A 25,620-nucleotide genomic window follows, 5' to 3' on the forward strand; every position below is an offset into this window, starting at 1 on the left:
TGCCTTCGCTGGGGTGACGATTAAAAATGTGCCACCGTCGCGCAGTCCGGGCAGCCGTCATTCTTCCCCGGCGGGCACTGGCAGGTCGGGCAGAGCCGCCGCTCCCCCGGTTCCAGCCCATGCTTCACCGTCACCCGCCGGTCGAAAACGAAGCACTCGCCTTCCCACCGGCTCTCCGCCTCGGGCACATGTTCCAGATAGTTCAGAATACCGCCCTTGAGATGCAGCACGTCGGGCACACCTTCCGCCTTCAGGAACGCGGTCGCCTTTTCGCAGCGTATGCCGCCGGTGCAGAACATCGCGACGCGCGCCTTGCCGGCCATCAGCGCGTCGCGGTTCGCCCGAAACCACGCCGGAAACTCGCCGAAGCTGCGGGTGCCGGGATCGACCGCGCCCGAAAACGTCCCGAGGCCGATCTCGTATGCATTGCGCGTATCGATCACGAGCGTTTCCGGGTCATCGACCAGCGCGTTCCAGTCGCCGGGCGCGACATAGGTGCCGGCACCCTCGACCGGATCGATATCGGGCTGGCCCATCGTCACGATCTCGCGCTTCAGGCGCACCTTCATCCTGTCGAACGGCATCGTCGGCGCGCGGGAGTATTTCACCTCAATCGCGGCACAGCCGGGCAGCGCGCGGATATGCGCGAGCACCGCATCGATCGCCGCATCCGCGCCGGCAATTGTGCCGTTGATCCCCTCGCCCGCCAGCAACAGCGTGCCGCGAACCCCCCTGTCGTCGCACAGGGCGAGCAACGGCGCGCGGATCGCGGCGGGATCGTCGAACCGGCTGAATTGGTAGAGCGCCGCGACGCGAAACGGGAGAGCCTGGGACATTCTGGCAGGCCAAGACACGGCGGGCGCACACTTTGCAAGCGTCTGCGTTGACGCGCGCGACCGCGCAGCTACGCTTGGCGGCGATGAAAGCCGTGCTCCCCGCCCTTGCCCGCCCGCTCCTCGAACCGCATCTGCCGGGGGACCTCGACGTGGCGTGGTTCGCTTCGCCGGCAGACGCGAATACGATGATCGCCGACGCCGATATCGCGTGGGTGGACATGCAGCCGACCCATCTCGTCGCCGATGCGATCCGCGCGTCGGGACCGAACCTGAAATGGGTGTCGACGATCTATGCCGGGCTCGACGCCTTCCCGCTCGACGTGCTGCGGACGCGCGGCGCGATCGTCACCAACGGCGCGGGGATCAACGCCTATGCGGTCGCGGAATATGCGGTTCTCGGCATCCTTGCCGCGGCGAAGCGCTATGACGAGGTCGTCCGCGCGCAGGACCGCCATGAATGGCCGAAGGACGCGCCCGGCAAGGTCGAGCTGTTCGAGACCGCCGCCCTCGTCATCGGCTATGGCGCGATCGGGCGGTTGATCGGCGAGCGGCTGGAGGCGTTCGGGGTCGATGTCACCGGCGTCACGCGATCAGGCCGCGACGGAACGATCACCCCCGACGCTTGGCGGGCGCGGCTCGGCGATTTCGATTGGGTTGTCCTGGCCGCCCCTTCGACCGATGCGACGAAAACGATGATCGGTGCGGACGAGCTGGCGGCGATGAAGCGCTCGGCCTGGCTCATCAACATCGCGCGCGGCGACATGATCGACGACGATTCGCTCATCACGGCGCTGAAAACCGGGCAGATTGCGGGCGCCTTCCTCGATCCGACCAACCCCGAACCGCTGCCCACCGATCATCCGCTGTGGACCGCGCCGAACACGATGATCTCGATGCATCTGTCGGGTCGCAGCCAGACGAAGATGTTCCAGCGTGCCGGCGCGTTGTTCCTGCGCAACCTGAAGGCGTTCCTCGACGGCGCGCCGATGGCAAACGTCACCGATCTCGCGGCAGGCTACTGAAGCTTCGCGTCGCGCGTCGCCAGCATCGGCGGCGTATAGGGGATCGGCGCATTCGCCGGGATCGCCTTTATCTCCGCCTCGATCCGGTCGGCGCGCGCGGACGAGGATCGGTGCGTCCGGCTGCGGAACAGCCCGCCGTCGATCTCGCCGCCATGCGCGCGCCAGAATTTCGGCGCGCTCTGCGGGTCGTAGCCGGCATTACGCAGCAAATGAACGCCCAGCTGGTCAGCCTGATCCTCGATCAGCCGGTTGAGCCGCCCGTTGCGGCCCAGCTCTGCCAGCAGCCCGCCATTAACCCCGGCAGCATCCAGCCGCTCGCGGTGATGCAGGATCGAATGCGCGAGTTCGTGCGCGACGATCACCGCGACCTCGTCGTCGGTGTAGCGCTCGAAATACCCCACAGCGATCTGCACGATCTTGCCGTCCGACTGTGCGGTCATCCCCGGCCCCAGCAGCACTTCGAAGCTTGACGCGCAGCCGGGCGATGCGGCGATGCGAAGCGCCTTGCGGGCGCCATCGCGCACGACATCGAGCGCGACCGTGTCGTTCGCTGGCTGCGCAAGCAACGCCACCGCAGCATCCCGATCAGCGCTGGTCGCCGCGTCACCGGCCGAAGCAGCCAGCCGCGTTCCGCCGATCGCCACGACGCCGTCATCGGCGCGCACGCCGGCCTGCTCCGCAACGCTTCCCCGCACTACCGCCTCGACCGCGACCGGCGCCGCAAAGCCGAAGACGCTGCGCGCATTCGCCCGCGTATCGGGCGCATATTGATCGAGCGCGTGGAGAACGATGCCCGTCTGGCGCTGAAGATCGGTGCACAGCGGCGCGTTCGCCCGCGTCAGCCGATAGGCGATCGCGGCAAGGCGCGCGTCGACGCGGCGCAATTCCTGCAGCTGGACTGTGCTGAGCGTCTGGGCGGGGGAAGGGCTTGCCGCGACGAACAACGCGGCGGCGAGAAGGATACGCGGCATATCGCGGGTCTAGCCGAGCCGCGCGGCGCGCGCCACTCGCCTCATAGCACTTCGCCAGCGGCGGCGGCGCGTGCCTCGCGGGTCCGCTCCGCCTCGGGCACCAGGCGGTAAGCCATGACCGCGCAGAAGACGGTGATCGGTGCGGTCAGCACCAGCGACAGGACGCCGGTCGACAGGCTGCCGGTCAGCGTGGAAACGCGCCCCGCCAGATACGGCCCCATCGCCAGCCCCAGCAGCGTCGTGCCGATGAAGAAGGTCGCCGTCGCCGTTCCGCGCATCCGCGGCATCACCAGATCCTGCGTCGTCGCTGCTGCCGCACCCAGCGCGTTGCTGGAAAAAAGCCCCGCAAGGAACAGGCAGATGGCGAACAGCACGGCACTCGTCGTCGTGAAGGCGACGATGACGAAGGGGATCGGCAGGATCGCGCCGGAGATTACGAGAACCAGCCGCCCTGCGGGGTTCGTCCGGCGCAGCCGATCCGCCAGAATCCCGCCCAACGTCGTGCCCAGAAAGCCCGATACGGCGGCCGTCCCGCCGATCATCAGCCCCGCGGTCGCCGGCGCCATGCCGAGATCGCGCAGGACATAGGGCGCTGCCCAGAAGCCGACGGCATAGCTGATAAACGCATTCAATCCATAGCCGACAACCGAGTAGAGGAAAGCGGGTGTGCCGATGATGAGCGCGAAGGTCGACGGATCGCGACGTCGCAGGGCGCACGCCCAGGAATACACCGCGTAGACACCGGTGCCGACCGCGATCCATTGCGGCTTCGGCTCGCCGATTGCGAACAGCAGCAGCACGGCGGCAACCACCACCGCCAATCCTGCCAGATTCAGCATCAACGCGCGCGATCCCTGCCGCGCAGCCGTGACGAGCGTGAAGGGCGGGACGATCGTCATCAGTTCCACCCCGAAACTGCGGAACGGCGCCGGGTGCGCCGGCGGCGGCGCCAGCCCTTCCGACTGCCCCCGCGTCGGCTCGCGCAGCGTCGCAATGACAATGGCGAGGATCAGGCCCGGAACCCCGACCGCCATGAACGCCGCCTGCCAGCCCACCAGCCCCAGCGGTCCGCCCCCCGGATATGCCGCGTTCCAGCGCTGGACGATCAATCCGCCGACGAACAGCGACGCGCCGACACCGACATACAGGCCGGCGGCGTAGACCGACAGCGCGGTTGCGCGCAGCCGCTTGGGAAACCAGTCGGAGAGGAGCGAGTAAGCTGCCGGGCTGGCAGTCGCTTCGCCGATCCCGACGCCGATGCGGGCCATCGCGAGGTGTCCGCCAGTCCGCGAGAACCCGGAGAGCGCGGTCATGGTGGACCAGAGCGCCAGCCCGACCGTCATCAGCCGGACGCGGTGCCAGTTGTCCGCCAGCCGCCCGAGCGGGATACCGAACAGCGCGTAGAAAACGCCGAACGCGGTGCCGTAGAGAAAGCCCAGATCCTCGTCGCGCAACCCCAGGTCGCGCTTGATGTCTTCCGCCAGGATCGAGATGATCTGCCGGTCGACGAAGTTCAGGATGTAGACGAGGAAGAGCAGGAACAGGACATACCAGGCATAGCGCGGCGCGCGTTGGGCCGTGTCCGTCTCGCTCATATCCTGCTCCCTGCCACCGGTTTCGCGTGGGCGTAACAGAGGTCAGGGCAGATTGAGAAGCGGCATTGCGGCCTCGGTCATCGTTCAGACGCCGCCAGCTGCGCCCTGAGGTTCGCGAGCGTCGTCGCATCGACGGCGGGCAGTTCGGATGCGGACTTGCCCCTACGCAGGCGTTCGCGGTCCCGCTGCGACGGTTCGACACGCCTGACCCGCACCGCCGCCGTTCCGACCCTGCGCACACCGAGCGCCTCCGCCGCGCCGCGCGACAGATCGATGATCCGCGCGCTGCGGACGAACGGCCCACGGTCGTTCACCCGCACCACGATCCGCCGCCCGGTATCGAGCGCGGTCACCTCGACATAGGTCGGCAGCGGCAGCGTGGTATGCGCAGCCGTGATCCAGTTGCCGCGAAACCGCTCGCCATTGGCGGTGCGATTGCCGGATTCGCTGCCATACCAGCTTGCATAGCCGAGCATGTCGTACGTCGGATCGGCGGCAGGCACGAAGGTCGTGCCGCGCACCGTATAGGGCTGGCCGACGCGCACCGGGAAATCGCGGACGGGCCGGTAGTTGCCGCCGGCGCAGGCGGATAGCGCGAGGATTGCCGCAATTGGAAACCCGGCGCGCGCGGCTGTCAGACTCTGCATGGACGAAACCCTAGAGGACGACACCGCCGATCGTCACCCCACTGCGTTCAACGGCCACTGCGCCAGCACGTCGTAGCGTGCGCCGTCCCGCCCGAGCGTGCTTTCGTTGAGGACGATGCGGTCTATTGCGAACGGCGCGCTCGTCAGGGCGAGATTGGCCGCGATCCATGCATCGACCTCGCCTTCCGCACCGGCGCTGCGCGGCAGGCGGGCGAGCGTGATGTGCGGCAGAAAGGCGCGATGTTCGGGCGGCAGTCCCAACCGGACCAGCGCGCGGTCGATCTTGCGGTGAAGCGCCACCAGCGCGTCGTGGGGAGCGACTCCCGCCCACAGCACGTCGGTCCGTCCCCGGTTGGCGAACCGCCCGACCCCGCCCAGATGCACCGTCGGCACCGGCGCGCGCAGCTGCGACAGCGCGATCGCAACATCCTCCGCAACGCGCTCGTCGACCTCGCCGATATAGCGCAGCGTCAGGTGCAATTGGGCGTCGTCCTGCCACCGGGCGCCAGGCACCCCGCCCGCCAGATCGAGCAGCACCCGGCGCACCGCGCGCGGCGGACGGAGGGCGACGAAGAGGCGAATCATGAACTTTCTGTCATCTTTTTTGAGTATCGGCCCGAATGTGACCCCGGATTCACTTGAAAACGCCTCGCGCTGCGTTGATATTCCCCTGTAACCGGTCTGATTGCGTTTTGGCATTTCTGGCGACCGGCCGAAGGAGCTTATACATCATGGCAAACTGGTCCGACCCCCGGCCGAGCGCCGCGCCGTTCGGAACGACCGCCGCAGGGACACGTGACGCCGCAGTGGATGCGGGTCTGCGGTCCTACATGCTCTCCGTCTATAACTACATGGCCTCCGGCGTCCTGCTGACGGGTATCGTCGCGCTTGGCTTCGCGCTGTCGGGCATGGCCGCGCAGGTTTTTGTCGGCGGCGGCATCCTTAAATGGATCATCACGCTCGCGCCGCTGGGCTTCGTTTTCGGCATGAGCTTCGGCCAGGGCAGGATGTCCTCGGGCACGCTGAAGGCGATGTTCTGGGGTTTCGCGGTCACGATGGGTCTGTCGCTCTCGACGATCTTCCTCGTCTATTCGCCGCTCGCCATCGCACAGGCGTTCTTCGCGACCGCCGCGGGCTTCGCCGCGCTCAGCCTCTATGGCTACACAACGAAGAAGGATCTGTCGGCGTTCGGCACCTTCCTCATCATCGGCCTTGTCGGGCTGATCGTCGCGAGCCTTATCAACCTGTTCGTCCAGTCCGGGCCGCTCGGCCTCGTGATCTCGGGCGTCGGCGTGCTGCTCTTCGCGGGCCTCACCGCCTATGATACGCAGCGCACCAAGAGCCTGTATTTCCAGGTCGCCGGTTATCCGGAACTGATCTCGAAGGCGGTCGTGATGTCGGCGCTGAGCCTCTACCTCGACTTCATCAACATGTTCCTCTTCATCCTGCGCCTGTTCGGCTCCAGCCGGAACTAAGCGAAGACAAAAGAGCTACAGCCTATCGGGGCCCGGCGGGACGACCTGCCGGGCCCCTTCCTTTGTGCGACAGGAACGCCATGCGGCTCTCGATCGACGTTCATCTGGACTATTACTTCCCCGAGCCTGCCGACGTGCTGTTGCAGGTGGAAGCGGCGGCGATGGCCGATCAGCGGCTGATCGAGCAGTCGATGATCGTCCATTCCGACAATCCCATCCGCGCCGTTCCCGGCGAGGACGGCATCGGCCAGCGTTGCTGGATCGCCGCGCATGACCGCGTGCTGGTCGATTACAAGGCAGTGGTGGAAATCGATCGCCAGCCGGTCGCGCTCGACCAGTTTGGCGCAACACCGGTGCGAGCGCTGGCGGCGGACCTGACCGCGTATCTGCTCCCCAGCCGCTACTGCGAGGTCGACCGGTTCGACGGGTTCGTGCGCAAACGGTTTGCCGGGCTTGACGGCGGGGCGCTCGCCGCAGCCCTGGTCGAATGGGTCTATACCCACCTGACCTACGACATACGGGCCAGCGGCGGCGATACGAGAGCGCTCGACGTGTTCGCGGCCCGCCACGGTGTATGCCGCGATTTCGCGCATCTGCTGGTCGCGCTCGCCCGCGCTGGCGGGATTCCCGCCCGATGCGTGTCGGCCTATGCGCCGGGCGTCGATCCGCCCGATTTTCATGCGGTCGCGGAACTCTGGCTGGACGGCGCGTGGCATCTGGCGGACGCCACCGGAATGGCCGCGCGCGAGGACATCGCCCGCGTCTGCGTCGGGCGCGACGCAACCGATATCGCCTTCATGACGATCTTCGGCCGCGCCGATCTGTGGGCGCAGCGAGTCACCGTCACGCGCATTCCCTAAGCTTTATTCGCTGAACCTTTACCCTTCGTGCGCATTGAGCGTATGTGACAGTTCAGTGACGCTCCACCTCTCCCCTTCTCGCCTTGAAGCGATCCGCGCGCCCTCGATGCTGCTGGCGCTGACCGAGGTGCCACGTGCGTTCGGCGAATATCGCGCTCTGGCGCGCGCGTCGGCTCTCGCCGACGAGGTGCCCGCCGGTGACGGCCATCCGGTGCTCGTCATCCCCGGTTTCATGGCCGGCGACGGATCGACAGCAGGCCTTCGCAGTTTCCTCGGCGATGTCGGGTATGACGCGCGCGCATGGGCGCTCGGCCGCAATTTCGGACCGCGCTCGATCGGGAAAGAGGGCGAGCAGCTGATCGCGCGGCTTGAGGACATTCACGACGAAACCGGGCACACCGTCAGCCTCGTCGGATGGAGCCTCGGCGGGATCATGGCGCGGATCATCGCGCAGCGCGTGCCGCAATGCGTTCGGCAGATCGTGACGCTGGGATCGCCGTTTGCCGGATCGCCGCGTGCGACCAATGTGTGGCGGGCTTATGAATTCCTCGCGGGGCATCGCATCGACGACCCCGCTGCGCAGATGCTGCTCGAGCTCGGGATGCAGCATCCGCCGGTGCCGACGACCGCGCTCTACAGCCGCGCTGACGGCGTCGTCGCCTGGCAGAATTGCCGCCAGCGCGCGAGTGCGACGACCGAAAATGTCGAGGTCGCAGGCAGCCATCTGGGCCTCTGCGCGAACCCGGCGGTTCTGCGCATCGTTGCTGACCGTCTGGCCCAGCCGGAAGGCGAATGGCAGCCCTACGCCGCCACCGCCTGACCGTCATCAGTCCTTGCGATTGATCGGCGCGACCGCGTCGCGCCCGAATTGCAGGATCAATTCCCCGACCTCGCGCGCCTGGGTCATCGAGCGCGATCCCTGGTCGCGCAGGAAATCGCCCTGGATCTTCATAACCTGCGACAGGTCCTTCGCCTCGGCCGCCGCGCGCATCGCCGCAAAGGCCTCCTTCATGTTCGCCTCGGCCTGATCGAGCAGCTTGACCCCGATCGCCGACGAGTTTTCCGCCGCCTTGGCACCGGCGTCTTTCATGCGCTCGCCCGCACGGCGCGCCGGCTCGGTGACATGATCGGCAAAGCCCTGTTTCGCCTTGTCGGCCGCCGCCTTCATCGTGTCCGCAACCGATTCCGTCGTCTTTCCAGTGGTGCGCCTCGCGTCTGCCACGGCAACTCTCCTTGATCGTTCAGCTATCGCTCAACCTGCCGCGTCGCATATGGTTGCGCAACCGGAAGGACGTGGCACGCGTTCTCGCCCGGATCTTGAAGCTTGGGAGTCGAATGCGATGTTGACGGCACTGTTGCTGATGCTGGCGGTTCAGGACCCCGCGACCGACGCCGCCTGCACCAACGTTCGCCCGGCGATTCCCGCGGCGCTGTCCGGGTGGAGCCAGCAAACGCCGGTGACGGCGGGGACGAAGAGCGGCGACGGCGCGACGCTTTCGATAGGACAGGCGACAAATGTTTCGTTGCATCGCGGGTCGACGCTGACGCTCTCGCCCGCCCCCGCCAAGGCCGCCGCGGCAGACAGCTATGGCGGCACGCTGACGCTTTCGGTCGCTCAGGCGGGAACCTACCGCGTCGCGCTCGGCGGCGGCGCCTGGATCGATCTGCTGCTCGGCGGGAAGGCCATTGCCTCGGTGGCGCACGATCATGGCCCGAAATGTTCGGGCATAGCGAAGATCGTCGACTTCAAGCTCGATGCGGGCACCTATGTCATCCAGCTGAGCGGCGCGAAGTCGAATGCAATCGCCGCAATGGTGGTGAAGGCGTGAGGCGCGCGGTCGCGGTGTTGCTGCTGGCGACGATCGCCGCGCCCGCCCCCGCGCAGAATGCGCCGCGCGCTCTTGCGCAGAATGCGCCGTCCGCCCCCGCCCCGGTCGCTACGCCGCTGCCCGCCACGCGGGTGACGCTGACCACCGCCGATGGCCCGATCGTGATCGCGGTCGATACCGTCCACGCGCCGATTACCGCCGCCAATTTCCTGCGCTACGTCGATCAGAAAAAACTCGACGGTGCAGCCTTCTACCGCGCGGTGAACGTCGCGCCGGGCTATGGCCTCGCCCAGTTCGGAACGCGCAACGACCCGAAGCGGACGCTGCCGCCGATCGCGCACGAGCCGACCTCGCAGACCGGGCTCAGCCATGTCGATGGCGCGATTTCCATGGCGATGGCGAAGCCGGGGACCGCGGCGGGCGACTTCTTCATCGTCATCGGCGATCTGAAGTCGATGGACGCGACCACCTCCGATCCCGGCTTCGCCGTCTTCGGGCGCGTCGTCGAGGGCATGGATATCGTGAAGCGCATTCTGGCCAGCCCGACGAGCCCGACCGAGGGCGAAGGCGTGATGAAGGGGCAGATGCTCTCCCCGACGATCCGGATCGTCAGCGCGCGCAAGACCGCACCCTGACCTTTGCACCGGCGGGCGCGGGGGCCTAGGCTGACGGCAAAGGAGTCGTCTCAATGACCACCACGCTCGATCGCCGCACCGACTGGACCGCCATCGGCGCCGCGGAGCTGCCCGATATCGTCGCGCTTCGCCGTGCGATCCACGCCGATCCCGAAATCGGGCTGCACTGCACCCGCACGACCGAGAAGCTGAAGGCCGCAATCGCCGGCCTGCCGCTGGAAATCCACGACAGCCCATCGACGAGCGGGTTCGTCGCGATTCTGCGCGGCGGCGCGGGCAACGGGCGCACCGTGCTGCTGCGCGGCGACATGGACGCGCTGCCGATGACCGAGGAGACGGGGCTCGATTTCGCGTCGAAAACCCCCGGCGCGATGCACGCCTGCGGCCACGATGCGCACAGCGCGATGCTGGTGGGCGCCGCAAAGGCGCTTTCCGCGCGCAAGGATGAGCTTGCCGGCACCGTCGTCTTCATGTTCCAGCCCGGCGAGGAAGGCCATCACGGCGCGCGCTTCATGATCGAGGACGGACTGCTGGAGATCGCGAAGCCGGAAGCCGCGTTTGCGCTTCACATCTCGCCCAACGCGCCTGCCGGTGTTCTGGTGGGGCGTCCGGGTCCGCTGCTCGCCTCGACCGACACGGTGCATGCGATCATCAAGGGCAAGGGCGGTCATGCCGCGATGCCGCACGACTGCATCGATCCGATCCCCGTCGCGTGCGAGATCGTCACCGCGCTCCAGACTCACATCGCGCGGCGCGTGCCCGTCGCCGATCCGGCGGTGCTGACGATCACCAAGATCAACGCCGGATCGTCGCACAACATCATCCCCGGCGAGGTAGCGCTGATGGGAACGCTGCGCACCCTGTCCGAACGCACCCGCGAGGCGACCCGCGCCGCCTTTCGCCAGATCGCGGAGGGGATCGCCGCAGCGCATGGCTGCACCGCGGAGACGAGCATCGAGGAAGGCTATCCCGTCACGATGTGCGATCCGCGCGCGACTGCGCTGATGCGCGGCGTGGCCGAGGATTTCGGTGGCGAGGACGGCTGGTCGCCGATGCCCGCGCCGATGATGGGCGGCGAGGACTTTTCCTACGTTCTTCGCGAAGTGCCGGGCGCGATGGCGTTCATCGGCGTGGCACAGGAAGGCACCGATCCACGGACGAACCCCCCGCTCCACAACACCAGGATGACGATCGCGGAGGATGTCATGGCGCGTGGGATCGCGGTGCACTGCGCGGTGGCCGAGCGGTTCCTGGAAAACGGATTCGACGCCTGACAAACCGCCGCCGGAGCGAAAGCCCCGACGGCGGCGGACGAACCTCAAGGATCAGTAGCGGTAGTCGCGGTCATAGCCGCGATAGTCGTCACGGTCCCACCGATCGCGGTGATGATGCCGGCGACGCGCCTGTTCGCGCGCCCAGCGGCGCCGCTGCTCCCAGCGCTCGCGGGCATAGTAACTGCCGCGATCGTTACGATAACCACGGTCGTTGTCATAGTAACCGCGGCCCTGCTGATAATAGCCGTTGCCATAACCATAGGACTGCGCGGACGCGGCGGTTGGCGCGATCGCTGCGAGCGAACCGACGATCAGCGCGGCGGGAATTGCAAGTTTGCGGAAAATATAAGCCTCCACGTTTCATCGACGAAAACACCGTCAATGATCGTGGTTTAGGCGCCCGATGATGCGCACGGACTGAACGGCACTGGCAGCCGCCGTTCAGGATCGCGGGTCACCGATACGACACATCGTCCCACCACGGGAAATAGTCTGGCATGTCCGTCGACACCTTATCGGGAAAAACGGGCGTGCGCTTTTCCAGAAACGAGGTGACGCCCTCGGCCACGTCGCGGCTGCGGCCACGCGACAGGATACCGCGGCTGTCGACGCGGTGCGCCTCCATCGGATGCGCCATGCCGAGTCCACGCCACAGCATCTGCCGGGTCAGCGCGACGGACACGGGCGCGGTATTGTCCGCGATCTCCCGCGCCAGCGCCCGCGCGGCGGGAAGCAGGTCCGCCTGCGGCAGCACGCGGCTGACAAGCCCGCCGGCGAGCGCCTCCGCCGCATCGAAGACGCGCCCGGTCATGCACCATTCCAGCGCCCGGGCGATGCCGACGATGCGCGGAAGGAAGAACGACGACGCGGCTTCCGGCACGATCCCCCGGCGCGCGAAGACGAACCCGATCCGCGCCGTATCGCTCGCCAGTCGCATATCCATCGCGAGCGTCATCGTGGCACCGATGCCGACCGCGGGGCCGTTGATCGCGGCGATCACCGGCTTCAGGCATTCGAAGATGCGCAGCGTCACTTGCCCGCCGCCATCGCGCGCGCCTTCAGCTGAATAATCGACGCTGCCGTCCTCGTGGATCGGGGAGTTGTCGCGTGTGCCGCGGTCGAAGGACGATGCGCCCGCGGCCAGATCGGCGCCTGCGCAAAAGGCCCGCCCCTCGCCGGTCACGATCGCCGCGCGCACTGCGTCGTCGCCGTCGATCAGGTCGAACGCCGCGATCAGCTCGCGCATCATCGTGGGGGTGAAGGCATTGAGCTTGTCGGGACGGTGGAGCGTGATCGTCGCGACACCGTCGTCGACCGCATAGCGGATCGTCTCGAAATCCACGCTCATCCCTTCATCTGCCGCGCGACCGACTTCATGGTCGCGGCACCATAAGGCGGCTTGAGTCCCGCAAGCTTCGCCACGTCGATCTTCGCCTGCTTGAACACCGCCTTAGCGTGGCTGAAGGTACGGAAGCCGTCGAGCCCGTGATAGCTGCCCATCCCCGACGGCCCGACGCCGCCGAAGGGCAGGTCCTCCATCGAAACGTGGAACACGACGTCGTCCACCGTAACCCCGCCCGATATGGTGCGATCGAGCACGCGGCGGCGCTCCTCGCCGTCGGGGCCGAAATAATAGAGGCCAAGCGGACGGTCGCGGCGGTTAACCTGGCCGATCGCATCGTCGATGCCGGAATAGCGCCGCACCGGCAGGACGGGGCCGAAGATTTCCTCCTGCATCAGCGTCATGTCGTCGGTCACGTCGGTGACGATATGGAGCGGCATCTTGCGTGCGTTCGATGCGCCGAAATCCTCGCCCGCCGGGTTCACGATCTCGACCTTCGCGCCCTTCGTCCGCGCGTCTTCGAGCCAGTCGCCCAGGCGCTGGAAGTGCCGGTCGTTGACGACCGAGGTATAGTCGGGATTGGCGAGCAGCGACGGATACATGGCCGTCGCCGCCGTCTTCAGGCCATCGACGATCCGCGCTTCCTCGCTCGCCGGCACCAGCATGTAATCGGGCGCGAGGCAGATCTGCCCCGCGTTCAGCATCTTGCCGAGCGCGACCCGCTCGGTCGTCTGCTTCACATCCGCGCCGGCACCAACGATGACCGGCGACTTGCCGCCCAGTTCCAGCGTCACTGGCGTCAGATTGTCGGCGGCGGCATGCAGGATGTGCTTGCCGATCGCCGTCGCCCCGGTGAACAGCAGATGGTCGAACGGCAACTCCGCGAAGGCCTTGCCGACATCCGGCCCGCCGGACACGAATACCAGCTCGGTCGCGTCGAAATACTGTCCGACGACCTCCTCGAACAACGCCGCCGTCACCGGCGTGTATTCGCTCGTCTTCACCATCGCGCGGTTGCCCGCCGCGAACACGCCGGCGAGCGGCGAAATGATCAGGTTCACCGGGAAATTCCACGGCGCGATGATGCCGACGACCCCCTTGGGTTGATACTCCACCCAAGCCCGCGCGCCCAGCAGCCCCAGCGGGAACTGGACGGGGCGGCTATCCGGCTTCGACCATCTTTCGAGGTGTTTGATCGCATGGGTGATCGGCGCGATCGATCCGGCGATGTCGGTCAGCATCGATTGCTCGCGGCTGCGATGGCCGAAATCCTCGCTCAGCGCGTCACAGAAGCGATCGGCATGGTCGCGGATCATCGCAGCGGCGCGTTTCAGCCGGTCCTTGCGGGTCGCGATGGAAACGGGCAGCTCGGCCATGAACGCCGTCCGCTGCGCTTCGAGGATATGCCGCACGCGCTCTCTCCTGTGGGTCGTTACCCGGTCGCCAGGAGAGTTGCAGATCGAAACCTCAGCGGCAACCCCGTGTCAGACGCAGCCGATCAACCCCGCAACCGGCAGCACGATCGAATCCCTGCCCGGCCGATCGACGCGGAGCGTCGCGTCGGAGACGATCGCTCCGGCGGTCAGATCGCCGCGGGTCGTGATGGTCATGTCGAGCGTCGCGGTCACGTCGCCGCCGCGATATTCGGTGGAGCCGGAAAATCCGAAGCCCGCCGGCGTCTTCTCGGCGCTGCGGGCGTAATCCGTCGCCTTGCCGTCGACCGCGATGCGGAGTTGCGCAGGATCGGCCCCGGCCACCGCGACGAGCGCCTTCGTCGCGCCGGTGGAAAAGAGATAGGCCGCGCATCCCTTCGCGGGAAGTGCCTGTTTGGGCAATCCGGCGATCGGCAGCCCGTCGATCATGGTAGGCGGCGGCGGGGGCGGCAGAGCCTTTGCCTGCGACGCGGCGAGGAGCGAGAGGAGCAGCGACAGCATCATGGCATGCTCCCTATCATCACCAGCCACGCCGGGTAAGCCGCGACCGCGAGCAACGCACCGAAGGGCAGCCGCGTGTCACGCGCCATCTTGCGTCCGGAAAGCATCTCGGCGAGCACGAGTGCGAGGCCGACGGCGCTCGCGAGCAGCAGGACGATCGGCAGCATTCGCCAGCCGAGCCACAATCCGATCGCCCCGAACAGCTTCGGATCACCCCCGCCCAACCCCTCACGCTCACGCAGCCGGCGATAGGCGAAGGCGACGAGCCAAAGCGCAGCGAAGCCCCCCGCCCCGCCGATCACGCGATCGGTAAGATCGGGCGCGATCCCCGCGATGCCGCTCACAAGCCCCGCAACCGCAAGCGTCGCGGTGAGGGCATCGGGAAGCCAGAACTCCGCCACGTCGATCGCCGCGAGGGTCAGGAGAAGCCATCCAAATATCGCGCCCGCCACCGCAACCGGTCCCGCCACGACAAACCCTGCCGCAGCGCCGATCAGCGCGCAGCCAAGCTCGATCTGCCAATGGCGCGGGTCGATCGCAGCGCTGCACCCGCGACATTTGCCGCGCTGGATCGCAGCGCTTACCAGCGGGATGAGCTCGCCCGCGCCAAGCGTCTTCCCGCACGCATCGCAGGCCGATCGCCCGCGCATCACCGACTGTTCACGCGGCCAGCGGATCGCGAGATTTGCGAGAAAACTGCCAGTAATCGCGCCGAGGACAAACAGCGCGAGCGCCCAGGCGGCTGCCTCAGTCATTCTTCTTGCGGATCAGGTAGCGATAGACGCCCAGCATATTGATGCCGAACAGCACCGCATTCTGCGTGCCGAGCGCCCAATCCTGAGCCAGCGCCGCCCCCGCGATCCACGCGACCGACGAGGCGAGGAAGATGACGAACCCCCACCCCGTCACGCGCCGCCCCGAATCGAGCGACACCATCAGCGCGGCGATCATGCCGGAGCCTGAGGCGAACCATTTGAGCGCGGTCGTCAGCGTGTCCATGTCAGCCGGTTTGCGGGCGGGCGCGGCGCGCTATTCCGCCGCCTCGGCCATTTCCTTGAATTCGGCCGCTGCAAGGAAGCGTTCGGCGTCGAGCGCGGCCATGCATCCGGTGCCGGCCGCAGTCACCGCCTGACGGTAGACCTTGTCCATCACGTCACCGCAGGCGAACACGCCGGGCACGCTCGTGCGCGTCGTCCCCGTCTCCACCTTGATGTAGTGATCGGCGTCCAGTTCGAGATGCCCGCGGAAGAGTTCCGTCGCGGGGTGATGACCGATCGCGACGAAGCCGCCTTCGACATCGATCCGGCTGTGCTCGCCCGTCTGCGTGTCCTCGAGGTCGAGCGCGACGAGCCCGGCGGTGCCGCCACCGTCGACGAATTCGCGGACCTCCTTGTTCCAGACCACGGTGATGTTCGGGTGCGCGAACAGACGGTCCTGCAAGATCTTTTCGGCACGCAGCGAATCGCGGCGGTGGATCAGCGTCACATTGTCGCTGTGGTTGGTCAGATACAGCGCCTCCTCGACCGCGGTATTGCCGCCGCCGATCACTGCCACGCGCTTGCCGCGGTAGAAGAAACCGTCGCAGGTCGCGCAGGCGCTGACGCCCTTGCCTTTCATCGGCTCCTCGCTGTCGATGCCCAGCCACTTCGCCTGCGCGCCGGTCGCGATGACCAGCACGTCGCCTTCGTAAATATCGCCGCTGTCGCCGGTCAGGCGGAACGGCCGCTGGGTCAGGTCGACCGCGACAACCGTGTCCCACATCAGCGTTGTGCCGACATGCTCTGCCTGCTTCTGCATCTGCTCCATCAGCCACGGGCCCTGAATGACGTCGGCGAACCCCGGATAGTTTTCGACGTCGGTCGTCGTCATCAGCTGGCCGCCGGGCTGGATGCCCTGCACGAGGATCGGCTTCATGCCCGCGCGCGCGCCGTAGATGGCGGCGGAAAGGCCGGCCGGGCCGGAGCCGAGGATGAGCATGCGCGTCGAATGGGTGGTCATGATGTCTGTTCCGAATGGAGTCGTTTGACCGACATCTAGGGTTCACGAGTTGCCACGCCAAGCCGCGCCTGCTTTGGTCGGCGCCATGACCGATTTCGCCAGCCTGCTCCAAGCCGATCGCGGCCAGCCCGCGCGCAGCATCCACATCGTTCATCCCGATCGCTGGGAGGCGTGGCTGTCGGCACAGCCACCGCGCGCACGCACGGGGGTGCATGCGCACAAAGGCATCGGAAAGGCCGGTAACCGCGCCGTGCTGCCGGGGGATGCAGCGGACGACTGGTCGATGCTGCTGGTCTGTGACGAAGCGGAGACGTCGCCCTGGCGAATCGCATCGCTGGGCGACAGTCTGCCCGAAGGCACGTATCGCCTGGCAGAGGGGGAACCCGGCGCGGCGATGCTCGGCTGGTGCCTCGCCCAGCACCGCTTCACACGGTATAAGGCGAACGATCCGCAAGGACCGCGGGTGCTCCTGACGAGCGAACCTGCGCGAATCGCCGAGGTCGTCCGTATCGCAGAGGCGACCGCGCTGGTCCGCGATCTCGTCGATACCGGCGCCTCCGATCTCGGCCCCGCTGAACTCGCTGCCGCAGTCGAAGCGGCGGCGAAGCCGCACGGCGCGACCGTCACGGTCACGCAGGGCGATGCGCTGGCCACCGGCTACCCCATGATCCACGCGGTCGGCCAGGCCGCGACCCGCGACCGAGCGCCGAGGCTCGTCGAGCTGGAATGGGGCGACCCCGCCCACCCCCGCGTCGCGATCGTCGGCAAGGGGGTCGTCTTCGATTCGGGCGGGCTCGATATCAAGCCGGCGGCGGGCATGCGGCTGATGAAGAAGGACATGGGCGGCGCGGCGCACGCGCTCGCGCTCGCCGGCCTTGTCATGGCGGCCAGGCTGAAGGTGCGGCTGCATCTGCTCATCCCCACGGTGGAAAACGCGATTGCCGGCAACGCCTTTCGTCCCGGCGACGTGCTGAAGACCCGCCAGGGGCTGACGGTCGAAAACACCAATACCGATGCGGAAGGGCGGCTGATCCTGGGGGATGCGCTGACCAAGGCGGTCGAGGGCAGCCCGGCGCTGATCCTCGACTTCGCAACGCTGACCGGCGCGGCCCGCGTGGCGCTCGGCCCCGATCTTCCCGCGACCTTCGCGAACGATGAAACGCTCGCTGCCGATCTTCTCGCGGCCGGGACGGCGGTGCATGACTCGCTGTGGCGCCTGCCGCTGTGGGACGGGTACGATGCGATGCTGCAATCTGATGTCGCAGACATGGTGAATGCCCCGGACAGCGGCTTTGCCGGATCGATCACGGCGGCGCTGTTCCTGCGCCGATTCGTCCCCGCCGACATCGCTTGGGCGCATCTCGACACGTTCGCGTGGCGGCCAGCCGCGAAGCCGGGACGGCCCAAGGGCGGCGACGCCTACGGCCTGCGTGCAACCTACGCGCTGCTCAAGACTCGCTACGCTTGAGCAGCACGCGACCGGCGCCGCTCACGCCGCCTCGATGATCGGCACAAACTTCGCTGCGGTCAGACTCGCGCCGCCGACCAGCGCGCCATCGACGTCGGCAGTCGAGAGGATCGCGGCGGCATTGTCGCCGGTCACCGACCCGCCATAGAGGATGCGGACCTGTGCCGCCGCGTCACCGATGAGCGCGCGCAGCTTGGCGCGAGCGATGGCGTGGATGGCGGCGATATCGTCGAGCGTCGGGGTCCGCCCCGTGCCGATCGCCCAGCGCGGTTCATAGGCCAGCGTCAGCCAGTCGCCGGTCGCGTTTTCAGGAACGGATTTCTCGATCTGCGCCTGCACCACCCGTTCGGCGCGGCCGGCATCGCGTTCGGCCTCGGTTTCGCCGCAGCACAGGATCACGTTCAGTCCGTGACGATGGGCGGCGGTCGCCTTTGCCCATGCATCCTGGCTCGTCTCGTGCTGATCGGCGCGGCGTTCGGAATGGCCGACGATCGTGAAGCGCGCACCGGCCTCGCGCACCATGGCCGCCGATACGCAGCCGGTGTGCGCCCCGCTGTCCGCCGCATGCACATCCTGCGCGCCGATCGAAAGCGACGGCACACGCGTTGCGGCCGGGGTAATCAGCGTGAAGGGCACCGCGACCGCAACGTCGATATCGGGCCGCGCCTTCGCCGCCGCCGCAATGCCGTCCAGCTCGGCCAGCGTCGCGAGGCTGCCGTTCATCTTCCAGTTTCCCGCGATCAGCTTGCGGCGTGTCATCCTCATCCCCCGGTATGCGCTTGTCGTGTTCCGTCGCCGTTAGCGCGCTTGAAGCCGACCGGCCACACCCCTAAAGCACGCCGTTCCACTACAGGCACGCCACTTCATGCTCAGCTTCTTCCGCCGGCTCATCAATTCCAAGGTCGGGGTCATCGTCACCTTCGTGGTGCTCGGGATCATCGCGCTTGCCTTTGCGGCGGGCGACGTGACCGGGCTGCGGCAGGGTGGCGGATCGGTGCTGGGCAGCAATGTCGGCACTGTCGGCAAGGTCGCGGTGGGCGACGCCGAGGTGAAGCAGCGCGCGACCAGCGAGATGGAGGCGTATCGCCAGCAGCAGCCGACGCTCGACATGGCGCAGTATATCGCGGGCGGCGGCGTGGATGCGACGGTGGAGCGGATCATGTCCGGCCTTGCCCTCCAGCAGTTCGGGGCGAGCCAGGGCCTCGTCGTGTCGAAGCGACTGATCGATGGCCAGCTGGCGAGCATCCCGGGGCTGCAGGGCGTTGACGGCAAGTTCGACCAGAAGATTTACGAACGCCTCCTTGCCGAGCGCCGGCTGACCGACGCGGGCATCCGTGCCGACATTGCGAATTCGACCATGGCCGGCTTTCTGATCGCACCGACCAGCGGCGCGAGCCAGGTGCCGCAGTCGCTGGCGTTGCCCTATGCCTCGCTGCTGCTCGAGAAGCGCGAAGGGCAGATCGGATTCATTCCGACAAAGGCGATGAACGCCGGCGCGGCACCGACCGATGCGGAACTGCAGGGATGGTACAAGGGGCATCTGGCGCTCTACACCACGCCCGAGCGCCGCATCATCCGCTATGCGGTCGTGACCCCGGATCAGGTCAAGGCGTCCGCCACGCCGAGCGCGGCCGAAATCGCGGCCGCCTACAACGCCGACAAGGCCAAATATTCCGCAACCGAGAAGCGCGCCGTGACGCAGGTCACCGTGCTCGATCAGAATGCCGCGAACCAGCTTGCCGCCAAGGTAAAGGGTGGAGCATCGCTGGCCGACGCCGCAAAGGCCGCAGGGCTCGAAGCGCGCACGGTCACGCTCGATCGTGCCGCCTATGCGCAGCAGGCGTCGGCTGACCTCGCGAGTGCTTTCTTCGGCGCCGCCAAGGGTGCGCTCGTCGGACCGGTGAAGGGCACGATCGGCTTCGTCGTCGCGCGCGTCGATTCCATCGAGCAGGTCGCCGGCAAGTCGCTCGCTGAAGCGACGCCTGAGATCACCAAGGCGCTGACCGAGCAGAAGACCGTCGCCGCGCTCGGCAAAATTCACGATGCGCTCGACGATTCGATCGCGAACAACTCGAACTTCGGTGAGCTGGTCAACGACCAGAAGCTGAGCGCGCAGGCGACCGCCCCACTGACCGCGGGCGGCGTGAACCCTGAAGATGCGGCGTCCAAGCCCGACGCCAAGCTCGCCCCCGTCGTCCAGGCGGCGTTCCAGGCGGAGGAAGGCGACCAGCCGCAGCTTGTGCAACTGGGCCAGGACGGCAGCTTCGCGGTCGTTGCGCTCGACCGCATCGTGCGCGCCGCGCCGCGCCCTCTGGCGCAGGTGCGGGACGCGGTCGCACGCGACTTCACGATCGACCGTGCGCGCAAGGCCGCGCGTCAGGTCGCGGTTGATGTGCTCGCCAAGGTCAACAAGGGCACCGCACTGGCTGAGGCGCTGTCGTCGACCAAGCCGGGGCTCCCCGCGCCGCAGCCGCTCGCCAGCAGTCGCGCACAGCTCGCCGCCAACCCGCAGGGTGCCCCGCCCGCGCTCGCGCTGCTGTTCAGCATGGCTAACGGCACCGCCAAGATGCTGGAGGCGCCGCAGCAGGGCGGCTGGTTCGTCATCAAGCTCAACAAGATCATTCCCGGCGACGCGACGAAGCAGCCGGGCGTCGTTGCAGCCACCCGCACCGATCTCGGCCGCGTCGTTGGCCGCGAATATGTCGAGCAGTTCACCAATGCGGTGAAGCGCGCGGTGGGCGTGAAGAAGAACGCGGCGGAAATCGCCAAGGTGAAGGCCGATCTGAGCGGACAGAGTGGCAGCGCCCAGCCGTAACGCGGATGCCGTTGGGGCGCTGGGCGAGGGTCGTCCGGCGCTCGTCTGGCGCGCGCGGATCGCCGATACCGAAACGCCCGTTGCCGCGGCGCTGAAGCTGATCGAGCCGGAGCGGGGCGACTTCCTGTTCGAATCGGTGGAAGGCGGATCGGTGCGCGGGCGCTACAGCCTGCTCGGCCTCGCCCCCGATCTCGTCTTTCGTGCCGATGGCAAGCGCGCCGCGATCAACCGCCGCTGGCTGAGCGACCGCGCCGCGTTCGAGGCCTGCGCGGCGCCGACGCTGGAGGCACTGCGCGACCTCGTCGCGTCGTGCCGGATGGAGGTGCCCGCCGCGCTGCCCCGCGCGCTCGCCTGCCTTGTCGGCTATTTCGGCTACGAAACCGTGGGTCTGGTGGAGGATCTTCCCCGCCCTGACGCCGATCCGCTCGGCCTGCCCGACATGATGTTCGTGCGGCCGACGGTCATCTGCGTCTTCGATCGGCTCGCCGACACGCTGTTCCTCGTCGCACCGGTATGGCCCGACGCCGCACGGGGCGCAGCCGCGATCGTCGATGAGGCCGAAGCGCGGCTGGATGCGACCGAAGCGCGGCTGGCGACCGCGGCACTCCCGCCCCCCGCGCGCATCGATCCGCTCGCGATCGAACCGTCTCCGCAGCTTGCACCCGAGCGCTATCTGGAAATGGTGGCGGCGGCAAAGCGGTACATCGTGGCTGGCGACATCTTCCAGGTCGTGCTGGCGCAGCGCTTCACCGCGCCTTTCCCGCTGCCGCCTTTCGAGCTCTACCGCGCGCTGCGGCGGATCAACCCGTCGCCCTTCCTATACCACCTCGACCTGCCGGGCTTCTCGCTGACCGGATCGAGCCCGGAAATTCTCGTCCGCCTGCGCGACGGCGAGGTCACCATCCGTCCGATCGCCGGCACCCGCCCGCGCGGGCGCACGGCGGTGGAGGACGAGGCGAACCGCGCCAGCCTGCTCGCCGACCCGAAGGAGCGTGCGGAGCATCTGATGCTGCTCGATCTCGGGCGCAACGACACCGGCCGCGTCGCAAAGCCCGGCACGGTGCGCGTGACGGACAGCTATACGGTCGAGCTCTACAGCCACGTCATGCACATCGTGTCGAACGTCGTCGGACAGATCGCGGACGGTCGCGACGCGATCGACGCGCTGCTCGCCGGCTTCCCCGCGGGCACCGTCAGCGGCGCGCCGAAGGTGCGGGCGTGCGAGATCATCGCCGAGCTGGAGCCGGAAAAGCGCGGTGCTTACGCAGGCGGGGTCGGCTATTTCTCGCCCGACGGATCGATGGATTCTTGCATCGTCCTGCGCACCGCGATCGTGAAGGACGGCGTGATGCACGTGCAGGCGGGCGCCGGAATCGTTGCGGACAGCGATCCTGCGGCCGAACAGCGCGAGTGCGAGGCGAAATCGGGCGCCCTGTTCGCTGCCGCGCGCGAAGCGATCACGCGGGCGAGCGAAGCCGGGTTCGGCCAATAGCGCTTAGGGAATGCTTTCCGCTTCGCGGCGCTGCTGGCGCTTGTCGGCTGCCCATTGCTGGTTCTGCTGAAGCGCGCACCCGGTCTGCCCACCGGTGCCGACCGGCGAGCAGGTATCGGGCAGGCCACCGGCAACGCGGCTGACCTGATCCATTGTCGCGGCGCGGTTGACCCAGCTCTGGTTCTTCGCCGGGATTTCGGCCGGGCGTCGCAGTCCTTTGGGGATGCGATACGGATCCTCCAGCGGGCGACACACGACAATCTCGTCGGCCTGCGCCTTCGGGCAAGCCTGCCCAGCGGCCAGCGACACGTCGCGCACCTTCTTCGGCGGCTGGCCGGTTTCGGCGGGAACGGCCTGTGTCGTGGCAGCAGCTCGCGCAGGCGGCGCGCCCGTCTGCGCCGCGGCAAGGCCGGGCATCGACAACAACAAGGCTGGCAACAACAGACGCGGCATCGTTTTTCACTCCTCGGGTGCGACCGTAACGTTCGGCGCCGTCGGATTGCTCCCCGCTGAACGCCGATCGCGATATCGACCAACTATGATATTGGAACGCGATCGACGGATTGCGATGCTGTCGGCTTCGTTTATGGCACGCAGCCATGATCCTGGTCGTCGACAATTACGACAGCTTTACCTGGAACCTCGTCCATTACCTGATGGAGCTTGGCGTGGAGGTGAAGGTCGCGCGCAACGATACGCTGACGGCCGCCGACGCGCTGGCGAGCGGGGCGGACGCGTTCCTGATCTCGCCCGGCCCCTGCACCCCGACCGAAGCGGGCATTTCGCTCGATCTCGTCGCGGCGTGCGCGGATGAGAAACGTCCGCTACTTGGCGTGTGCCTCGGCCATCAGGCGATCGGGCAATATTTTGGCGGGAAAGTGGTGCGCGGCGGGCTGATGCACGGCAAGACGAGCGCGATCGTCCATGACGGCACCGGGGTGTTCGCGGGCCTCCCCTCGCCCTTCACCGCGACGCGCTACCACTCGCTGATCGTCGAGGATGTGCCCGAGGTGCTGGCCGTAAACGGACGAACCCAAGACGGCATCGTCATGGGGTTCCGCCACCGCGATCTGCCGATCCACGGCGTCCAGTTCCACCCCGAAAGCATCGCGACCGAGCACGGCCACGCCATGCTCGCCAATTTCCTGCTCGATGCGGGCATCGACGCGCGGATGCCGGCATGACGACGATCGCCCTCCTCCCCGATCCGTCATCGCCGCTGTCGCGCGAGACGGCAGCGCTCGCCTTTGCCGATATCCTCGATGCGAAAACCAGCGAGGACGCCATCGCCGCGTTCCTAATCGGGCTGAGCGACCGCGGCGAGACAAGTATCGAAATCGCCGAAGCCGCGCGCGCACTGCGCGACCGGCTCATCCCCATCGACGCGCCGCCCGGCGCCATCGACGTATGCGGCACCGGCGGCGACGGCCATCACACGCTCAATGTCTCCACCGCGGTCAGCCTCGTCGTCGCGGCGGCCGGCGTCCCGGTCGCCAAGCACGGCAACCGCGCCGCTTCGTCCAAGGCGGGCGCGGCCGACACATTGGAAGCGCTGGGCCTCGATATGGAGCGTGCCGGCGCGCTGGCGGAGGCGACGCTCGCCGATCTCGGCATCTGTTTTCTGTTCGCGGCCAACCATCACCCGGCGATGAAGCGGATCACCCCGATCCGCCGCCGCATCGGCAAGCGCACGATCTTCAATCTGATGGGCCCGCTCGCCAATCCTGCTCGGGTCACACGGCAGCTGATCGGCATCGCGCGGCCGGATTATGTCCCCGTCTACGCCGCCGCGCTGGAACAGCTCGGCACCGAAGCCGCGCTCGTCGTCTCGGGCGAGGAGGGGCTTGACGAGGTATCCGGCGCCGGCCCGACGGTCGCGGTCGGCATCGGGCAAGTTTCGCTTCCCGATCGCATCGTGCCGGAGGATGCCGGCCTGCCACGCCACCCGATCGCAGCGATCCATGGCGGCGACCCCGCGCATAACGCCGCAGCGCTCCGCCGGCTGCTTGCGGGCGAGACCGGCGCCTACCGCGACGCTGTTCTCCTCAACGCAGCCGCCGCACTCGTACTGGCGGGCGACAGCGACCTAATTACAGGGGCCGAGCGCGCCGCCGCTGCGATCGACTCCAGTGCCGCCGCTGCCCTTCTCGACCGCTGGATCGCCTATTCATGACCGTTCTTGATCGCATCATCGATACCAAGCGCGCCGAGGTCGCCGCCAAGAAGGCGACCATACCGATGGCGGAAATCGACGCGCGGATCGCAGCGCAGTCGGCCCCGCGCGGGTTTCGCGCTGCGCTCGATGCGCGTGCACAGGTTGGCCACGCCCTGATCGCCGAGATCAAGAAGGCGAGCCCGTCCAAGGGCGTCATCCGCGCCGATTTCGATCCGCCTTCCCATGCCCGCGCTTACGAGGCCGGCGGGGCGACGTGCCTGTCGGTGCTGACCGACGAGCGCTGGTTCCAGGGCGCCGACGCTTACCTGACCGCAGCCCGCAATGCCTGCGCGCTTCCGGTGCTGCGCAAGGATTTCATGGTCGATCCGTGGCAGTGCCACGAAGCGCGCGGGCTTGGTGCCGACGCGATCCTTATCATCATGGCTGCGCTCGACGACGCGCGCGCCGCCGATATCGAGGCGGCCGCGCTGGACTGCGGGATGGATGTGCTCGTCGAGGTGCATGACGCAGACGAACTCGAACGCGCGCTGAAACTCCAGTCGCGCCTCATCGGCGTCAACAACCGCGACCTGCGCGATTTTTCGGTCAGCTTCGACCGCACCTACGAACTTGTGGGTCAGGCGCCGGCTGGCTGCACCTTCGTCGCCGAGAGCGGCCTGACGACTCGCGCCGATCTCGACGCGATGGCAGAGCACGGTGTGCGCTGTTTCCTGATCGGCGAGGCGCTCATGCGCGCGGACGATGTCGCGGCAGCCACGAGGGCGCTCGTCGGGTGAGCGATCTCACCCATCTCGACTCCGCGGGCGCCGCGCAAATGGTCGATGTGTCCGCCAAAGCCGACACCGCCCGCGAGGCGACCGCGACCGGGCACATTGCCATGTCGGCCGAAGCTGCCGCCGCGATCCGCGCGGGTGCGGTCAAGAAGGGCGACGTTCTCGCGGTGGCGCGAGTTGCCGGAATCATGGCGGCGAAGCGGACGAGCGACCTGGTGCCGCTCTGCCATCCCCTGCCGATCACACGCGTGTCCATCGACCTCCAGACCGATGATGCCGGTGTGACGGCGACGGCGACGGTCGCGACGACCGGCAAGACGGGGGTCGAGATGGAGGCGCTGACCGCGGTGTCGGTCGCGCTGCTCACCATCTACGACATGGCGAAGGCGCTGGATCGCGCAATGACGATCGGCGACGTCCGCCTGCTCGCCAAGTCGGGCGGCCGATCCGGCGACTGGCACGCGTGACGACAAGCTTT

General features: G+C 67.6%; 29 protein-coding genes. 14 read left to right on the plus strand and 15 right to left on the minus strand.

What is annotated here, in order from left to right; all coding sequences use genetic code 11:
- Positions 1–20: 20 nt before the first annotated feature.
- Positions 21–836: an oxygen-dependent tRNA uridine(34) hydroxylase TrhO gene (trhO, locus tag BOS5A_RS08905; protein WP_151954859.1), complete on the minus strand. Its 816-nt coding sequence runs from the start codon at positions 834–836 to the stop codon at positions 21–23.
- An 83-nt stretch (positions 837–919) separates the two neighbouring features.
- Here trhO and BOS5A_RS08910 point away from each other — a divergent pair, with 83 nt between their 5' ends.
- Complete coding sequence (locus BOS5A_RS08910) at positions 920–1,858, plus strand: D-2-hydroxyacid dehydrogenase (protein WP_151954860.1); 939 nt, start codon at positions 920–922, stop codon at positions 1,856–1,858.
- Here the strand turns inward: BOS5A_RS08910 and BOS5A_RS08915 are convergent.
- The 4 genes from BOS5A_RS08915 to thpR all read right to left on the minus strand — a co-directional run bounded on the left by BOS5A_RS08915 (position 1,852) and on the right by thpR (position 5,656).
- Positions 1,852–2,829 (minus strand): M48 family metallopeptidase, encoded by a 978-nt coding sequence (locus BOS5A_RS08915; protein ID WP_151954861.1) that lies wholly within the window; start codon positions 2,827–2,829, stop codon positions 1,852–1,854. The genes BOS5A_RS08910 and BOS5A_RS08915 overlap by 7 nt on opposite strands.
- 41 nt (positions 2,830–2,870) lie before the next feature.
- Positions 2,871–4,424: a spinster family MFS transporter gene (locus BOS5A_RS08920; protein ID WP_151954862.1), complete on the minus strand. Its 1,554-nt coding sequence runs from the start codon at positions 4,422–4,424 to the stop codon at positions 2,871–2,873.
- 77 nt (positions 4,425–4,501) lie between these two features.
- On the minus strand, positions 4,502–5,071 hold the full coding sequence (locus BOS5A_RS08925; RefSeq protein ID WP_151954863.1) for a septal ring lytic transglycosylase RlpA family protein: 570 nt from the start codon (positions 5,069–5,071) through the stop codon (positions 4,502–4,504).
- Between the two features lie 33 nt (positions 5,072–5,104).
- Positions 5,105–5,656 (minus strand): RNA 2',3'-cyclic phosphodiesterase, encoded by a 552-nt coding sequence (thpR, locus tag BOS5A_RS08930; RefSeq protein ID WP_151954864.1) that lies wholly within the window; start codon positions 5,654–5,656, stop codon positions 5,105–5,107.
- Positions 5,657–5,802: 146 nt separating this feature from the next.
- Here thpR and BOS5A_RS08935 point away from each other — a divergent pair, with 146 nt between their 5' ends.
- The 3 genes from BOS5A_RS08935 (at position 5,803) to BOS5A_RS08945 (ending at position 8,226) form a co-directional block, all read left to right on the plus strand.
- Complete coding sequence (locus BOS5A_RS08935) at positions 5,803–6,546, plus strand: Bax inhibitor-1/YccA family protein (RefSeq protein ID WP_151954865.1); 744 nt, start codon at positions 5,803–5,805, stop codon at positions 6,544–6,546.
- Between the two features lie 80 nt (positions 6,547–6,626).
- The gene (locus tag BOS5A_RS08940; RefSeq protein WP_151954866.1) at positions 6,627–7,406 is read left to right on the plus strand and encodes a transglutaminase-like domain-containing protein; all 780 of its coding nucleotides are present in this window, start codon (positions 6,627–6,629) and stop codon (positions 7,404–7,406) included.
- Positions 7,407–7,461: 55 nt separating this feature from the next.
- Positions 7,462–8,226 (plus strand): esterase/lipase family protein, encoded by a 765-nt coding sequence (locus BOS5A_RS08945; RefSeq protein WP_199857314.1) that lies wholly within the window; start codon positions 7,462–7,464, stop codon positions 8,224–8,226.
- 6 nt (positions 8,227–8,232) lie between these two features.
- On the opposite strand, the gene BOS5A_RS08950 is transcribed toward BOS5A_RS08945, so the two are convergent.
- On the minus strand, positions 8,233–8,628 hold the full coding sequence (locus BOS5A_RS08950; RefSeq protein WP_234419279.1) for a phasin family protein: 396 nt from the start codon (positions 8,626–8,628) through the stop codon (positions 8,233–8,235).
- Between the two features lie 118 nt (positions 8,629–8,746).
- Between BOS5A_RS08950 and BOS5A_RS08955 the strand changes: the two genes are divergently transcribed.
- Genes BOS5A_RS08955 through BOS5A_RS08965 form a run of 3 tightly spaced genes read left to right on the plus strand, consistent with a single transcriptional unit; the run spans position 8,747 to position 11,144 of the window.
- Positions 8,747–9,235: a hypothetical protein gene (locus tag BOS5A_RS08955; protein WP_151954867.1), complete on the plus strand. Its 489-nt coding sequence runs from the start codon at positions 8,747–8,749 to the stop codon at positions 9,233–9,235.
- Complete coding sequence (locus BOS5A_RS08960) at positions 9,232–9,870, plus strand: peptidylprolyl isomerase (protein WP_151954868.1); 639 nt, start codon at positions 9,232–9,234, stop codon at positions 9,868–9,870. Before BOS5A_RS08955 ends, BOS5A_RS08960 begins: the two co-directional genes overlap by 4 nt.
- A gap of 53 nt (positions 9,871–9,923) precedes the next feature.
- On the plus strand, positions 9,924–11,144 hold the full coding sequence (locus BOS5A_RS08965) for a M20 metallopeptidase family protein (RefSeq protein WP_151954869.1): 1,221 nt from the start codon (positions 9,924–9,926) through the stop codon (positions 11,142–11,144).
- Between the two features lie 51 nt (positions 11,145–11,195).
- Here BOS5A_RS08965 and BOS5A_RS08970 read toward each other — a convergent pair whose 3' ends face one another.
- From BOS5A_RS08970 to trxB, 7 genes are all read right to left on the minus strand, one after another.
- Positions 11,196–11,501: a hypothetical protein gene (locus tag BOS5A_RS08970; RefSeq protein WP_199857316.1), complete on the minus strand. Its 306-nt coding sequence runs from the start codon at positions 11,499–11,501 to the stop codon at positions 11,196–11,198.
- 97 nt (positions 11,502–11,598) lie between these two features.
- Entirely contained in the window at positions 11,599–12,486 is an 888-nt protein-coding gene (locus BOS5A_RS08975; RefSeq protein WP_151955924.1) for a crotonase/enoyl-CoA hydratase family protein, read from the minus strand.
- Between the two features lie 2 nt (positions 12,487–12,488).
- Positions 12,489–13,946: a coniferyl aldehyde dehydrogenase gene (locus tag BOS5A_RS08980; RefSeq protein WP_151954870.1), complete on the minus strand. Its 1,458-nt coding sequence runs from the start codon at positions 13,944–13,946 to the stop codon at positions 12,489–12,491.
- A gap of 24 nt (positions 13,947–13,970) precedes the next feature.
- Positions 13,971–14,423, minus strand: a complete 453-nt coding sequence (locus tag BOS5A_RS08985; RefSeq protein ID WP_151954871.1) for a hypothetical protein — start codon at positions 14,421–14,423, stop codon at positions 13,971–13,973.
- Positions 14,420–15,175, minus strand: coding sequence for a prepilin peptidase (locus BOS5A_RS08990; RefSeq protein WP_151954872.1), 756 nt, complete (start codon positions 15,173–15,175; stop codon positions 14,420–14,422). Before BOS5A_RS08990 ends, BOS5A_RS08985 begins: the two co-directional genes overlap by 4 nt.
- Positions 15,168–15,419 carry a hypothetical protein gene (locus tag BOS5A_RS08995; protein WP_234419281.1) on the minus strand — a complete coding sequence of 84 codons (252 nt, stop codon included), beginning with the start codon at positions 15,417–15,419 and terminating at the stop codon, positions 15,168–15,170. The genes BOS5A_RS08990 and BOS5A_RS08995 overlap by 8 nt, the downstream gene beginning before the upstream one ends.
- Before the next feature lie 30 nt (positions 15,420–15,449).
- Positions 15,450–16,418 (minus strand): thioredoxin-disulfide reductase, encoded by a 969-nt coding sequence (gene trxB / locus BOS5A_RS09000; RefSeq protein WP_151954873.1) that lies wholly within the window; start codon positions 16,416–16,418, stop codon positions 15,450–15,452.
- Positions 16,419–16,503: 85 nt separating this feature from the next.
- Here trxB and BOS5A_RS09005 point away from each other — a divergent pair, with 85 nt between their 5' ends.
- Positions 16,504–17,886: a leucyl aminopeptidase family protein gene (locus BOS5A_RS09005; protein ID WP_151954874.1), complete on the plus strand. Its 1,383-nt coding sequence runs from the start codon at positions 16,504–16,506 to the stop codon at positions 17,884–17,886.
- Between the two features lie 21 nt (positions 17,887–17,907).
- On the opposite strand, the gene tpiA is transcribed toward BOS5A_RS09005, so the two are convergent.
- A complete protein-coding gene (gene tpiA / locus BOS5A_RS09010; RefSeq protein ID WP_151954875.1) occupies positions 17,908–18,645 on the minus strand; it encodes a triose-phosphate isomerase in 738 nt (245 codons plus the stop codon).
- Between the two features lie 106 nt (positions 18,646–18,751).
- Here tpiA and BOS5A_RS09015 point away from each other — a divergent pair, with 106 nt between their 5' ends.
- On the plus strand, positions 18,752–20,701 hold the full coding sequence (locus BOS5A_RS09015) for a peptidylprolyl isomerase (RefSeq protein WP_151954876.1): 1,950 nt from the start codon (positions 18,752–18,754) through the stop codon (positions 20,699–20,701).
- Positions 20,682–22,193: an anthranilate synthase component I gene (gene trpE / locus BOS5A_RS09020; RefSeq protein ID WP_151954877.1), complete on the plus strand. Its 1,512-nt coding sequence runs from the start codon at positions 20,682–20,684 to the stop codon at positions 22,191–22,193. Before BOS5A_RS09015 ends, trpE begins: the two co-directional genes overlap by 20 nt.
- Positions 22,194–22,196: 3 nt before the next feature.
- On the opposite strand, the gene BOS5A_RS09025 is transcribed toward trpE, so the two are convergent.
- The gene (locus BOS5A_RS09025; RefSeq protein WP_151954878.1) at positions 22,197–22,646 is read right to left on the minus strand and encodes a hypothetical protein; all 450 of its coding nucleotides are present in this window, start codon (positions 22,644–22,646) and stop codon (positions 22,197–22,199) included.
- A gap of 146 nt (positions 22,647–22,792) precedes the next feature.
- Between BOS5A_RS09025 and BOS5A_RS09030 the strand changes: the two genes are divergently transcribed.
- The 4 genes from BOS5A_RS09030 to moaC are packed head-to-tail and all read left to right on the plus strand — an operon-like array spanning position 22,793 to position 25,609.
- Positions 22,793–23,377, plus strand: coding sequence for an anthranilate synthase component II (locus tag BOS5A_RS09030; protein WP_151954879.1), 585 nt, complete (start codon positions 22,793–22,795; stop codon positions 23,375–23,377).
- Positions 23,374–24,366 carry an anthranilate phosphoribosyltransferase gene (gene trpD, locus BOS5A_RS09035; RefSeq protein ID WP_151954880.1) on the plus strand — a complete coding sequence of 331 codons (993 nt, stop codon included), beginning with the start codon at positions 23,374–23,376 and terminating at the stop codon, positions 24,364–24,366. The genes BOS5A_RS09030 and trpD overlap by 4 nt, the downstream gene beginning before the upstream one ends.
- Positions 24,363–25,145: an indole-3-glycerol phosphate synthase TrpC gene (trpC, locus tag BOS5A_RS09040; protein WP_151954881.1), complete on the plus strand. Its 783-nt coding sequence runs from the start codon at positions 24,363–24,365 to the stop codon at positions 25,143–25,145. Before trpD ends, trpC begins: the two co-directional genes overlap by 4 nt.
- Entirely contained in the window at positions 25,142–25,609 is a 468-nt protein-coding gene (gene moaC / locus BOS5A_RS09045; protein ID WP_151954882.1) for a cyclic pyranopterin monophosphate synthase MoaC, read from the plus strand. The genes trpC and moaC overlap by 4 nt, the downstream gene beginning before the upstream one ends.
- Positions 25,610–25,620: the final 11 nt, after the last annotated feature.

The organism is Sphingomonas sp. EC-HK361, from assembly GCF_902498785.1.
Lineage (GTDB): Bacteria > Pseudomonadota > Alphaproteobacteria > Sphingomonadales > Sphingomonadaceae > Sphingomonas.